Here is a 12,715-nt window from a genome sequence, read left to right on the forward strand (position 1 = left end):
CACCTGAATGCGCGGGGCGCGCCGGTCCACATCCCCCCTGCCGACCGGCGCGCCCCGCCCCGTCTCAGGCCTTCGTGTGCGCGGAGTCGATCACCGCGTGCGCGTGCTGCCGCCATTCGCTGACCGCCTTGGTGCGCAGGCCGCCGAGCGCCGAGTCGAACTGTTTGGCGCGCTTGGTGACCGTGAGACCGACGTAGGTGTGCGCGTTCGTGATGGCGCTGGTCGCCACCGCGCAGGCTTCGTCGATCTCGCCCGAGGCCAATAGCGCCGTGGCGTGCTCGAAGCGCACCAAGGCCGGTTCCATGGTCTCGGACGGGTCGTACAGCGCCATCGCGCGGGCGGCCGCCACGGCGGTCTCGTCGGCGCGGCCGAGACGGGAATATCCGATCGCCTGATAAAAAGCGAGTTTCTCCGGCCGGAAAGAAAAAATACCGACCGAAAGGTCTTCTGGTCCGACGTCTTCCAAAGCCGATGCCGATCGCGCGATGCAGCGCGCGAATTCGTCGGCGTGCCCGAGACTGGCGTGGGCACGCGCCGCCATTCCCCACAACCACGCGGCGGCCGCGCCGTACGACGGATTTTCTTGCAAACGGCCGTCGAGTAACTGCAAAACTTCCTTCGGCTTATCGCTATAGGTCGGCAAATACGCGAGCCCGGCCAGCGCGATGTCCTCCGAATAGCGGTCGCCGATGTCCTGCGCCGCATGGATCGCGGTGGCGTACCACATGCGCGCCTGACCGAAATGCCCCTCGTTGAACAGGATCTCGCCCACCACGTTCGCCAACCGGCCCGCCGTGCGCACCAGCCGGACCTGATGGTGGGTCGGCTGCCGTTCGCCGAGGCAGCCACGGACCATCCGGAATTGCTCGAGCCCGGTCTGCAGCAGCTCGTGCGGCGGCACTTGGACCACCCGCGTGCCGAGGACCTCGGCCGACTGCTCCAGGAACGCCAGTCTGCGTTCGCTGATCGACCCCGCGTCGAGAGTTGCCAGCATCCGTTCCGGTTCGCTCGCCACCAGGTCCGCCGCCTGGCCTGCCAGGCCGGCGCCGATGCAGGCCAGCAGTTCTCGCCTTCTCACGTCGTCTTCCTCGACTTCCTTGTCGAGCCCGATTTCCCTACCGAGCTTGGTGTGCCTTTCGGGCGCCGAATCGGCGCTTTCGTAGTCGGGGGCGGTCTCCCGGCCCGTGACGATCGCACGCTCGAATCGTTCGGCGACGACGGAATCGACCTCCGACAGGACCCTGTCGAGGAGACGCTGGCTAGCGGCGTGCATCCGGGTTGTCCGGCCGTTCTCCCACAGGACCACGGTGCGCGGTGTGACGCCCACCAGACGCGCGAATTCGTAACGGCTTCGCTTCATCGCCGTGCGAAGCGCAAGTACAGCTTCACCCGTCCAGTCGACCTCCACCATAGGTCTCTCTTCCTCGCTCCAGGCCGCTACAAACGGAAAGTACTCGCAATTACCGCATTCGGGTCTGTTATCTACCGAATCGCAACGCGCACTGTTGAATCGCACCCGGCACCGGGGGTCCGCCCAAACCCTGTCGAGGGCGCCCATTGCCCGGAACCCGGCGCACGGTCCCGACACGGCCCGATCCATCCGTGTCGAGCGCGGTCCGGCGGCGCCTTCTCGGTGCCGGGTGCACTGCGCTGATGGAGGTGGAAGATGGATGTGTTGCCCGCGGATGTCCGGGAATTGTGGCTGATCCAGAGCCGCGACTGCACCCAGGAGCCGTTCGGACTGACCTACGAGCGCGCACGGTTCCTCTGCGCCGTGCACGGCGGGCACGGCGCGCAGTGCCGTCAGTACCTAGCCGCCTCGGCGTTCTGTTTCCGGCAGGCCGCCGATCGGTGATCCGCCGTGGAACCGCTGCTGGGCATGCTCGGCGCGTGCACGCTGCTGGTGGCCGCGATCGTCGGCGTCGGGTCCTGCCTGCCGCACGGGGGCGCCGAGGACGCCCACCGGCCACCCGAGCAGCCGTTCACCATCGAGCAGGCGCATCGGGTGATGCAGGGTCACCGCCCCTGCCGCGCCGATGCCTGCCCCCGCAAGCAGGCGGCCTTCCGCACTCTCGTCGCCTCCGGCCGGGTCGTTCCCGACAGCCGGGCCGACGGATACTCGCGCTGACCGAGCGTCAGCGCGCCGAACTCGCTGTCATCACGCGCGATCCGCACGACAGCGAAGTTCACCCCCTGCTCGGGACTACGGCGAGGGAGCCCCGACAGACCAGGCCCTCGTATCTCCCCACCCCCGGAGATACGAGGCCCCCTCCCTCCCGCCGGTCGATGTCGGAGGGGAACATCTACCCGAACACGCGAGTGGCACACGGCTGCGGCGAATCGCGAGTAGACCTTTCGCTGGTGTGCCACTCGCGTCACCGTGGGCGCAGGGTGACCAGCGCGTTGTGGGCGGGGCTGATGCCGGGGTGGTAGCGGCGGGGCGGTTCGACGGGGCCGGGGCTGTGGTCGAAGCGGTAGTGGTGCAGGACTGTGCGGAAGAGGATGCGTGCTTCGAGGAGGGCGAAATGCGCTCCCAGGCAGCGGTGCCTGCCGCCGCCGAAGGTGAGCCAGGTGCGTCCGTCGACGCGTTCGCCGAGGAAGCGTTCGGGGCGGAATCGTTCCGGATCCGGATAGTGCTCGGGGGACTCGTGGATGAGCAGGATCGGGACCATCACCACGGCGCCTTTGGGGATGTGGACGCCGTTGAGCAGGGTGTCGCGCATCGCCCGCCGCCCGGTGAACGGGCTGACGGGCCGCATCCGCATCGTTTCGGCGACCACGGCGTCGAGGTAGGCGTCGAGCCGCGCGTCGTCGCCCGCGTCGACGGCGGCGTCCAGTTCCGCCATCGCCCGAGGATGGGTGGTCAGCATGGCGGCGATCCAGCCGAGGGTGATCGCGGTGGTCTCGTACCCGGCCAGCAGCATGCCGCGCATATTCCGGACGAGCGTGGCGTCGTCGTGCGGGTCCAGTTCGGTGCCGACGTACCGGGACAGGACGTCGCGCCGGTTGCCCGGCTCCGCCCGGCGTTCGGCGATCTCTTCGGCGATGATCGCGTCGACTTCGGCCTGTCCTCGCAGGAGCGGCCGATAGGGCGGCGTGTAGCCGCCCGCGAGCAGGGTGATCGCCGTGACGGCGAGGAATCCGGGACTCTCGATCGCCCCGAACCACCGGCCCAGCGCCTCCTTCAGCCGCGTCATCCGCTCCGGCGGCATGTCACCGAACACGACTCCCAGCAGCACACCCAGAGCGAGCCGGTATCCCACGTCCACGAAGGGAAACGGCTCGCCGACCGGCCAGGTCGGGATCTCCCGCCGGACCACGTCCGCCATGAGATCTTCGTATGTCTGCAAGGCCTTGCTCTGGAAGGGCGGGGCCAGCACCTTGCGTTCCCGGCGATGGTCCTCGCCGTCGAGGAAGATCAGCGTCTGCGTGCCGAACAGCGCGTCGTGCGTGGAGTACCGGCGCAGCAGCTGCCCCAGTGAAAAGTCGTCGTGCGAGAGCAGTTCTCGCACGTCGTCCATGTTGTGCGTGACCAGCATGGTCGGAAATCCGGGCGGCGACATGACGAACCGCTCGCCGAGCGACAGCAACGGCGAACGCTGCGTGCCCGGCCGCAGCAGACCCCCGATCCGCGCGATGTGCCGAGTGCGCAGCCGCGGCAGCTCACGCAGGGAAATCGGGGTGTTCACCGAACTCGACGCCATACTGCCGCTCCTGTGGATCTACCGGACTCGTCTCGGCCGCGCCGCCACGCCCGGCGGTCGAACCCGCCGCGCATGACCAACGAATGCCACTGGCCCTCAACAATCCTCGACAACCGTCATCCGCGCCATTGCCACCTATCACATTCGGCGGGAAGCGTGCTCGGTCCGTCTGCCTACCTCTGCCCCGCGGACACCTCGGCGGAGAAGGTCGAGACCAGTGCCTACGGCGTTCGCGGAGTCGCCCTCGGCCTGATCTTCGAATCAGGTGGAACCGATCTGGGTCGGCCGACGTCTGAATCCATGACGGGACAGAACTAAGCGCGCCGCTCGGCCCTGTCCCGGCAAGGCCATCGCTGGATAGGCACGTTCAGCGGCACGGAGCTGATGATCAGACGATCGGCAGCAAGTCACAACCCATGAGGGGGGAATGACGATGCACTGCATCGGTATGTCACTTACTACAAGAGTGATTCGTCGAGAATCAAAGCCGACCCCACTGCCGGTGCCTCCACAACGGTGGAGTAGTCGGTACGAGCACCTGACCTCGGCGACGCGCAATCTTTTGCGAAGTCTTTTCGTGATCATGGCTCTGACGGTTCCGATCTCGGCGGGTGTCGCCATCGCCGAGGTGCCCGGCATGGGCCTGGTTTTCCTGTCGCGAGCAGAGTATCTAACGAGGTGGGGCACACCTGCAGGGGTCGGCATCGCGCCGCGCTCCGCCGGAACGGTTGAGGTTGCATGGCCGGTGCGAGAGAAGCAGAGCGACTGGTCGGCGATTCTCTGGGATGAGAGTGATCTGCGCGGTGTGAGCACTCCGGTGCGCATCGGCAACGAGGCTGACCTCGGATGGGAGCACTACGCCGGCCGACACAACCTGACGTCTCGTACGCCGATCCATGCTGCATTTCAGACCCACAAGCCCGACAAAGACTTGGGTGCCCGCCAGGAGTACATCTCCTACGCGGTGGATCCGAAAGGGCGGATCCACATCACCATCCGCGTCATCGTGCAGGCCGCGACGCGCACCGACGACCGCCGGTACGCTACCAGCGACGGCAAGAACATCGGCGTCATCACCGCGTACTGCGAGGGTTACGATCGGTGTCCGGACTGGGTTAACAAGGCCTGACCCTGCGTATCGAGCCGAAGACATGGAAAGAAGCCGATGACGACCGGCACCGCCGACGCGACGTTCGATTTCCTGCTGTGCAGCACAGTTCCCTTGGTGCTCGCTCCGCTTGGCCCGTGGCCTCCTACTGGAGCGCGACTGCGTGGTGTCGTGCGCCCCGACAGCCCGCACGCTCGCATAGCGCTGTCGGTCGCCGAGGACATCTCCACCGCGGTCGCGTTGGATTTCGATCTCGTCGCTGAGGGAGGTGGCTTGGATGTCGGCGCAGCCGTGGATCACCTGCGTTTCACCGTCGCTCCGGCTGTTGCCGATCTCAGGCTCGTTCATGAACACTCTCCACGAGACAGCCACGGTAACGTCGTGGTCGCGGCATCCGAGACCGGTTTCGGCAGTTCAGCCGTCCCGATCAGTTCCGACCAGCGGCTGTTCAGTCTGTTCAGCCTGCTCGTCCACGGCGGCGGGATTCCGTGGTTCGAGGACCTGTACACCTTCGCCGGATTCATGTTCACCGACCCCCGGGTGTGCCGAATCTATCTACGGATGACCGCCACGGGCCTCACCTACGGTGTCGATCTGCCGCTAGTCGGCACCGATGGCCGCCCCATGCTGGGATTTTCCAACCTTCCGCAAGAACTCGCGCCGCTGGTGCGCAATGGTGACCTCGCCACACGGCGAGTTCTCGATGACACCGATGACTATTGCACCGCCGTGGTCGACTTGGGCACGTGGCTGGGCCCGGCAGGGACTGTCCCCCGGGACCCCGGAACAGCTGAGGAAGAATCCCCGGAACCATCCACCCCATGGGAATGGATGAGCAACGAAACGTTGCCTCCTCGCGACTAGACACGTGCCGTGAGTGGCGCATGGCTGCGACGAATGGCGAGTCGGCGAATGCCGGTGACTACCGACGTTCGCCATCTTCGCCACTACCCACGCAAATGATGTCCGACAGCCGGACCGGCTCAGTTCCCGGCAGACCCGGTAGCGGCCGACAGTGCCTCGAACTCGTTGTCGCTCAGCTCGATTCGCGCGGCGGCGATGTTCTCCTCGACGTGCGCGACGCTGGAGGTGCCAGGGATCGGCAGCAGCACGGGGGAGCGGCGCAGCAGCCAGGCCAAGGCGAGCTGGGCGGGGGTCGCGCCGTGTTCGGCGGAGATGGCCGCCAGGGGGCCACCGGGGGCGGCGAGTTCGCCCGTGGCGATCGGGAACCACGGGATGAAGCCGATGTTCTCCTGCTCGGCGTAGTTCAGCACGTCCTCGTCGGCACGGTTGGCCAAGTTGTACAGGTTCTGTACCGAGACGATGGTGGCGAGCTCGCGCGCCTCGCGCAGCTGCTCGACGGTCACCTGCGACACGCCGATGTGCCGGATCTTGCCTTCCTGCTGGAGCGCCACGAGTTCGCCGAGCTGGTCGGCCAGCGGCACCTGGGGGTCGATGCGGTGCAGCTGGTACAGGTCGATCCGGTCGACGCCGAGGTGGCGCAAGCTGAGTTCGGCTTGCTGGCGCAGGTATTCGGGCCGGGCGACCGGACGCCACTCGTTGGGGCCCTGCCGGGTCAGCCCGGCCTTCGTGGCGATCACCAAACCTTCGGGGTAGGGATGCAGGGCCTTGCGGATCAGCTGCTCGCTGACGAACGGACCGTAGGAGTCGGCGGTGTCGATGAAGTTCACGCCGAGTTCGACGGCGCGGCGCAGCACCCGCACCGCCTCATCCGGGTCCTTGGGGTCGCCCCACACGCCGGGGCCGGTCAGCTGCATCGCGCCGTACCCGAGCCGATGCACCGGAAGATCGCCGCCGAGGGCGAAGGTTCCGGACGCCGCCGCGGGCTGCGCGTCGAGATCTGTGCTCATGAGGATCGTCCTTCCGAAGCCGGAAACTGCGCGAATACTCCCTGAGGGCCGCACCCGTCCGGGCACGCGCTCTTCTCTGCCGCAACAGCGCTGTCGCGAGGTCGATTCCCGCCGCGGTGTTCGCCGATGGCGTAAACCCGCCCGCGAGATCTGGCGACCGAGCCGAGACCGCGCCTGACCTCCGGCGCATCGGTGCGCCTCGGCAGACGGCACGGACCCCACGGTACCCGGATCCGGACCTGTGCCATCGCGAGCGAACCGGCACTCGAATGCGACGACCTGTCGGCGCTACCCCGCAGGCCGGTCGAACAGGATTGTTTGCATCAGGCGGATCACGCGCCGGGGCGAGCACGCCGGGTCGGTGGAGCCGAAACGCTCGCCCAGGTCGACGACCAGCGCGAACGCGGCGTGCACGAGCAGGCGCGCCTCGGCGGCGGACAGCTCGGGTCGCACGCCGATCAGCAGTTTGGCCCATTCCTCGACGTTGAGGCGCTGGATGTTGCGCAGCACGGTGCGCTCCTCCGGCGGCACGTTGCTGATCTCGGCGTAGTAGACGAAGGTCAGCTCGCGCTCGGCGAACGAACCCGCCACGTACAGCTCGATCAGGGTGTCGAGAGCTTGTTCGGGCGTCTCGGCGGCGGTGACGGCGGGCCCGATGGCGGCCGACACCCGGTCTGCGGCCCGGCGGAACGCGGCCGTCAGGATGTCGCCCTTGCCGCGGTAGAACCGGTACACCGCCGAGGAGGCGGGCAGGCCGGCGGCGGTGGCGATGTCCTCCACGCTGACGTTCGGGTATCCGTGCTGGTGGAACAGCTCGACCGCGCGCATCAGCAGCAATTCGTGCTTGAAGGTCAGCGGGATCTCGGTCGCGGCGAAGCTCTCGGTCTCGGCGCTGCCCGGCGGTGGCAGCTCACACGCGGCGAGCGCGTGGCAGGCCGCGGTCAGCCGCGCGGTGAGCGCCCGCACCGGAATCGACACGTGGTGGTCGCCGATGCTGCTGAGCACGCTCAGCTCCGCCGCGGCGAGCACGGCGCGGTCGGCCTTGGACAGCGCGGGCCGGGTCGCGCCGAGCAGCGAGGTGAGCGTCGCGTTCACGCCCGCGAGCTGGTCGGCCAGGGCGGCCGCGTCCTCGTCCTCCAGGTAGCGCCGCTGCCAGCGCAGCAGCGCCGCGCTGCGCCGGTTGGCGATCGCGGCCTCGATCAGGGCGCCGAGCACGCGCGCGAGTCGTTGCTCGGCGGGCAGGCTGCCGGCATCGGGGAGCCGGGCCGCTTCCTGACTGACCGTGCCCAACCGCAGCACTTCTTCACGGAACAGCGCGTATTTGCTCGGGTAGTGGCGGTACAGCGCCGCGGAGCTGATGTCGAGCCGGGAGGCGATGTCGTCCATGCTGACGCCGTGGTAGCCCAGCGCGCCGAACGCCTCGGCCGACGCGGCGGCGATCTGGGCGCGCCGGTCGCGCGGTCGGCGCCGGATCACCCGTGCCGGTGTCCCGTCGGCCGCCTTCTCCGCAGCGTGGCGATCCTGGGCACCCATGCCGCGATGGTAGCCCAACCTAACGTTTGGTACACCCAGGCGGCCCTGTCTGGGGAATAACTGAATGCTAGATCACAAATAACTCGCGATCATGCTTCGATGTCGCATTATGAATCGGCCGGGTTGAGAATGTTCGATAACATATGCGGCTATCGCGCGGGCCGGTTGAAGAGCACCAGCTGCATCAGCAGGCGCACCCGGTCCTGGGCGGCCAGCGGCTCGTTGCCGAACGCGCGGCCCAGGTCGACGACCACCGCGAAGGCCGCGTGGACGAGCATGCGCGCCTCCGCCGGAGCCAGTTCCGGGCGCACCTCGCGCAGCAGCCGGGCCCACTCCTCGACACTGAGCCGCTGGATGTTGCGCAGCACCGTGCGCTCATCGGCGGGAACGTGCTGGAATTCCGTGTAATACACGAAGGTGAGGGCGCGTTCGGCGAACGATCCCGCCACGTACTGCGTGATCAACGCGGTGAGCGCGTCCTCGGAATCGGTGGCCGCCGCCACGGCCGGGCCGATCGCGCCGGAAACCCGTTCGGCGGCCCGGCGGAACGCGGCGGCCAGGATGTCGCTCTTGCCGCGGTAGAACCGGTACACCGCCGAGGCGGCCGAAAGCCCTGCGGCGGTGGCGATGTCCTCCACGCTGACGTTCGGATAGCCCCGCTCGTGGAACAGTTCGACCGCTTTGCGCAGCAGCAGTTCGTGTTTGAACGAGTCCGGGATCTCCACCACCGCGACCGGCTCGACCGCGCGGGTGGCGGGCAGTTTCGCGTAGGCGATCGCCCAGCAGGCCGAATGCAGCAGGAGGGCAAGGGGTTTGGCAGGCAGTGCGGCGTGATGGTCGGCGATGCTGGTGATCGTGCTGAGCAGGGCGGCGCGCAGGATGCGCACGTCGTCCTCGGCGAGTTCGGGGCGCAGTGCGGTCAGCTGGCCGCCCAGCGCGCCGAGCACTGTGGCCTGCTGCTCGTTGAGCGTGATCTGGTCGTCGGGCTCGAGGTACCTGACCTCCCAGCGCACGAGCGTGACGGTAGGGCGGTTGTCGATGGTGACCGCGATCAGCGCGTCGAGCACGTGCCGGAGTCGCTGCTCGGCGGACCAGTCGGCCGCTTCCTCGGGCAGCTCGACCGATTCGGTCATCGCCTGACCGACGCGCAGCAGTTCCTCCCGGAACAGCGCGTATTTGCTCGGATAGTGGCGGTACAGCGCCGCGGAGCTGATGCCGAGGCCCGAAGCGATGTCGTCCATGCTCACGCCGTGGTAGCCGAGCGCGCCGAACGCGGCCGCCGACGCCGCGGCGATCTGGGCACGGCGGTTCTTCGGCCTGCGCCGGATCTCGCGAGGTGCCGAGTCGCCGCTGCTCGCCTTCCGCGCCGTACGGCGATTGTCGACACTCATGACGAACATCGTAACGACCTGGCCGTATGGCCGGGCTCGCCGCGTCACGGGATACGGCTCCCGGGGATGAGCGGCCCCCGGGAGCTGTACCTGTTCTCCGGTGCGCGCCGGCAGGCCAGAAGGCGGTACGTGCGTGCCGCCGCGTCCGGAAGTCGACAACCGAACTCGGCCGAGCGGGGGGCACCAGGAACGCCAGGCCGAGAATGATTGTCGAACAGAGACAAACTTACACGAATGTATGTCCAGTACAACAGCAGACTGGAGAAAGAATCGTTGTTCACATACAAGCTCTGCCGCGCCGGGCGACCACCACCCGGGCCCGGCCGCGCGGCACCGTGGCGATGTTGCGGATCTTGCCGCGCTCGGGCTTGCCGCCGGCCGGGAGCGAAAGGGTGTGCCGGACGAGGATTCCCCGCAGCACGACGGCGCCCTCCAACAGCGAGAATCCCGCGCCGATGCACCGCCGCACGCCGCCGCCGAACGGCAGCCAGGTGTCCGGGGCCACCTCGCCGTCCAGAAAGCGGCGGGGCGGAACATGGCGACGTCGGGATAGGCATGTCGCCGCAACGCGAGGAGAAACGCTGGCACCGTTCCATGCCCGATGGCCGCAGGCAGGTGCGTGACCCGCAACGGAATCACCGCGCCCGGCATGCATCGGGTAGTGCGGGCGTTGGTGCAGCACTGCGCACTCGCCGCCGAATCCCGGACATGTCCGGGCGTCGATTGCGACTGACCTCGCTGCGCAACCGGCGGTCCGCGCGTTGGCCGGCATCGCCGACCTTCGTGGACCTTTGCGATCGAATCCGCCTGTACCAGTGCGTATTCCTGGTAAGGAGTTCGTCATGGCATTGGCTTTGCGGCCGGTAGACCCCATTCCGGTGCTGGGCGCCGTGATCGCCGCGATACGGCGGATCACGGCGCGCTATCGGCTCACCCCGCAGGAGAAGCGCAACTTGGACGCCGCCCGTGGCGCGCGGGCGGCGGTCTTCACCGCGTCCATCGGCGGACGCGCCTACCGGAGATGACCGACTGCGTGACAGTCGAACTGGTGACGGCCTAGGTCGGCCACGAGATCCCCTCGGCCTCGTGAGCGCGTCGACGCATGGTGGCGCGGGAAGGAGTGCGAACTCCCGCGTCCCGGCGCGCTCGGGAGCGTGCTCAGCCCTGCCCGCCGGGCCGGATCGTGCCGTACCAGTCGAGCAGGTCCGGGTTGTCGACCGCGCTGCGTTCGACGACGCGGCTCGGGTCTGCCCCTTGGAACAGCTTCTTGATCGGGACCTCGAGTTTCTTGCCGGTGCGGGTGTGGGGGATGCCGGGGGCGAGGATGATCTCGTCGGGGACGTGGCGGGGGGAGACCTCGGTGCGGATGGTGCTGTTGATGCGGGTCTTCAGCTCGTCGGTGAGTTCCGCGCCGGGGGCCAGCGTCACGAACAGCGGCATCCAGTAGCCGCCGTCGGGCTGTTCGGCGCCGATCACCAGCGCCTCGGCGATCTCCGGGAGTCGTTCGACGGACTGGTAGATGTCGGCGCTGCCCATCCGGATGCCGTGCCGGTTGAGCGTGGAGTCCGAGCGGCCGTGCACGATCACGCTGTGGTGATCGGTGATGGTGATCCAGTCGCCGTGCCGCCACACGCCGGGGTACACGTCGAAATAGGCGTCGTGATAACGCTTTCCGTCCTCGTCGCGCCAGAAGGCGACCGGCATGGACGGCATCGGCGCGGTGACGACGAGTTCGCCCACCTCACCGCGCACCGGCTGCCCCGCCGGGTCGTAGGCGTCCAGCGCGACCCCGAGGTAGGGCGCCGACAGCTCGCCCGGCCACACCGGCACGGTGCGCACGCCGCCGATGAACGCGGACACCACGTCGGTACCCCCGCTGATCGAGGACACCTGGACGTGCTCGCCGACGTTCTCGCCCAGCCACAGCGCCGAGGAGGTGGGCAGCGAGGAGCCGGTGATGCCGACGGTGCGCAGCGCCGACAGATCGTGATCGGTGCGCGGCACCGCGCCCGCTTTGCTGCACGCCAGCACGTAGCCGGGGCTGGCGCCCAGCACGGTGGCGCCCACGTCGGCGGCGATCCGCCACAGCGCGTCGGGAGCCGGCGCGGTCGGGCTGCCGTCGTAGGTGACGATGGTCGCTCCGGCCAGCAGGCCCGCGACCTGGAAATTCCACATCATCCAGCTCGGGCTGGTGTACCAGAAGAACGTATCCTCGGGACCGATATCAGATTGCAGGGCAACGGCTTTGAGGTGTTCGAGCAGCACGCCGCCGTGGCCGTGCACGATGCCCTTCGGTAGGCCGGTGGTGCCGGAGGAGAACACGATCCACAGCGGGTGGTCGAAACTCACCGATTCGGTGGTGATCACGGGCGGCAGCGACTCGGTGCTGGTCACCGCGTCCTCCCACGAGGTCGCGTCCGGCGTCTCCAGCCCGAGCCGGGAGACCACGACCGTGCCCTTCAGCGTGTCCAGACCAGCGCGCAGGGCGGCGATGTCGTCGCGCTTGTCGTGCGCCTTGCCACCGAAGCGGTAGCCGTCCGCGGTGACCAGCACGGTGGGTTCGAGCTGCCCGAGCCGGTCCAGCGCCGCCTTCGGCGAGTAGTCCTGCCCGCAGGCGCTCCAGACCGCGCCGATGCTCGCGGTGGCCAGGAACGCGACCACCGCCTCCGGGATGTTGGGCAGGTATCCGGCCACCCGGTCACCGGGCCGCACACCCAGCGAACGCAGCGTTTGCGCGAAAGCGGCGGTGTGGTCGATCAATTCGGCCCAGGAGACCTCGCGAACCGGCGCGTCCTCGCTGACCGCCTTGATCGCGGGCCGGTCCGTGCGCAGCTGCCGGATCACCTGGTCCACGTAGTTCAGCCGGGTACCGGGGAACCACTGCGCCCCCGGCATCTCGGCGTTCGCCAGCACCTCGCCCGCGATCTCGCCGAGCTGGAAGTAGTCCCACAGCGCGTGCCAGAACCCGGCGAGATCCCGCACCGACCACTGCCACAGCTCGTGATAGTCGGCCGCGCGCACGCCGGTGCGGTCGGCGACGAAACGTGCGAAGTCGGTGATCCTCGCCTCGGCGACGTCTTGTTCGGTCGGCACCCATTGCGGTTGCAT

Annotated in this window: 12 protein-coding genes; 5 read left to right on the top strand and 7 right to left on the bottom strand. The window is 68.2% G+C overall.

What is annotated here, in order from left to right:
• Positions 1–64: 64 nt before the first annotated feature.
• A complete protein-coding gene (locus QMG86_RS02265; protein ID WP_281877375.1) occupies positions 65–1,411 on the bottom strand; it encodes a helix-turn-helix domain-containing protein in 1,347 nt (448 codons plus the stop codon).
• 255 nt (positions 1,412–1,666) lie between these two features.
• Here QMG86_RS02265 and QMG86_RS02270 point away from each other — a divergent pair, with 255 nt between their 5' ends.
• A complete protein-coding gene (locus QMG86_RS02270; protein WP_281877376.1) occupies positions 1,667–1,855 on the top strand; it encodes a hypothetical protein in 189 nt (62 codons plus the stop codon).
• 6 nt (positions 1,856–1,861) lie between these two features.
• Positions 1,862–2,128 carry a hypothetical protein gene (locus QMG86_RS02275; RefSeq protein ID WP_281877377.1) on the top strand — a complete coding sequence of 89 codons (267 nt, stop codon included), beginning with the start codon at positions 1,862–1,864 and terminating at the stop codon, positions 2,126–2,128.
• Positions 2,129–2,375: 247 nt separating this feature from the next.
• On the opposite strand, the gene QMG86_RS02280 is transcribed toward QMG86_RS02275, so the two are convergent.
• The gene (locus QMG86_RS02280) at positions 2,376–3,704 is read right to left on the bottom strand and encodes a cytochrome P450 (RefSeq protein WP_281877378.1); all 1,329 of its coding nucleotides are present in this window, start codon (positions 3,702–3,704) and stop codon (positions 2,376–2,378) included.
• 583 nt (positions 3,705–4,287) lie between these two features.
• Here QMG86_RS02280 and QMG86_RS02285 point away from each other — a divergent pair.
• Together QMG86_RS02285 and QMG86_RS02290 are read left to right on the top strand one after the other, a co-directional pair.
• Complete coding sequence (locus tag QMG86_RS02285) at positions 4,288–4,833, top strand: hypothetical protein (protein ID WP_281877379.1); 546 nt, start codon at positions 4,288–4,290, stop codon at positions 4,831–4,833.
• 36 nt (positions 4,834–4,869) lie between these two features.
• Entirely contained in the window at positions 4,870–5,676 is an 807-nt protein-coding gene (locus QMG86_RS02290; protein WP_281877380.1) for a hypothetical protein, read from the top strand.
• Positions 5,677–5,795: 119 nt separating this feature from the next.
• Here the strand turns inward: QMG86_RS02290 and QMG86_RS02295 are convergent, their stop codons facing one another.
• The 4 genes from QMG86_RS02295 to QMG86_RS02310 all read right to left on the bottom strand — a co-directional run bounded on the left by QMG86_RS02295 (position 5,796) and on the right by QMG86_RS02310 (position 10,112).
• A complete protein-coding gene (locus QMG86_RS02295) occupies positions 5,796–6,683 on the bottom strand; it encodes an aldo/keto reductase (RefSeq protein WP_281877381.1) in 888 nt (295 codons plus the stop codon).
• A 288-nt stretch (positions 6,684–6,971) separates the two neighbouring features.
• Positions 6,972–8,216 carry a TetR/AcrR family transcriptional regulator gene (locus QMG86_RS02300; RefSeq protein ID WP_281877383.1) on the bottom strand — a complete coding sequence of 415 codons (1,245 nt, stop codon included), beginning with the start codon at positions 8,214–8,216 and terminating at the stop codon, positions 6,972–6,974.
• 149 nt (positions 8,217–8,365) lie between these two features.
• Complete coding sequence (locus tag QMG86_RS02305) at positions 8,366–9,607, bottom strand: TetR/AcrR family transcriptional regulator (protein WP_281877384.1); 1,242 nt, start codon at positions 9,605–9,607, stop codon at positions 8,366–8,368.
• Between the two features lie 277 nt (positions 9,608–9,884).
• Positions 9,885–10,112, bottom strand: coding sequence for a cytochrome P450 (locus QMG86_RS02310; RefSeq protein WP_281877385.1), 228 nt, complete (start codon positions 10,110–10,112; stop codon positions 9,885–9,887).
• A gap of 337 nt (positions 10,113–10,449) precedes the next feature.
• On the opposite strand from QMG86_RS02310, the gene QMG86_RS02315 reads away from it, so the two are divergent.
• Complete coding sequence (locus QMG86_RS02315) at positions 10,450–10,632, top strand: hypothetical protein (RefSeq protein WP_281877386.1); 183 nt, start codon at positions 10,450–10,452, stop codon at positions 10,630–10,632.
• A 133-nt stretch (positions 10,633–10,765) separates the two neighbouring features.
• Here QMG86_RS02315 and QMG86_RS02320 read toward each other — a convergent pair whose 3' ends face one another.
• The gene (locus QMG86_RS02320) at positions 10,766–12,715 is read right to left on the bottom strand and encodes an acetoacetate--CoA ligase (protein ID WP_281877388.1); all 1,950 of its coding nucleotides are present in this window, start codon (positions 12,713–12,715) and stop codon (positions 10,766–10,768) included.

This window comes from Nocardia sputorum (assembly GCF_027924405.1).
GTDB lineage: Bacteria > Actinomycetota > Actinomycetes > Mycobacteriales > Mycobacteriaceae > Nocardia > Nocardia sputorum.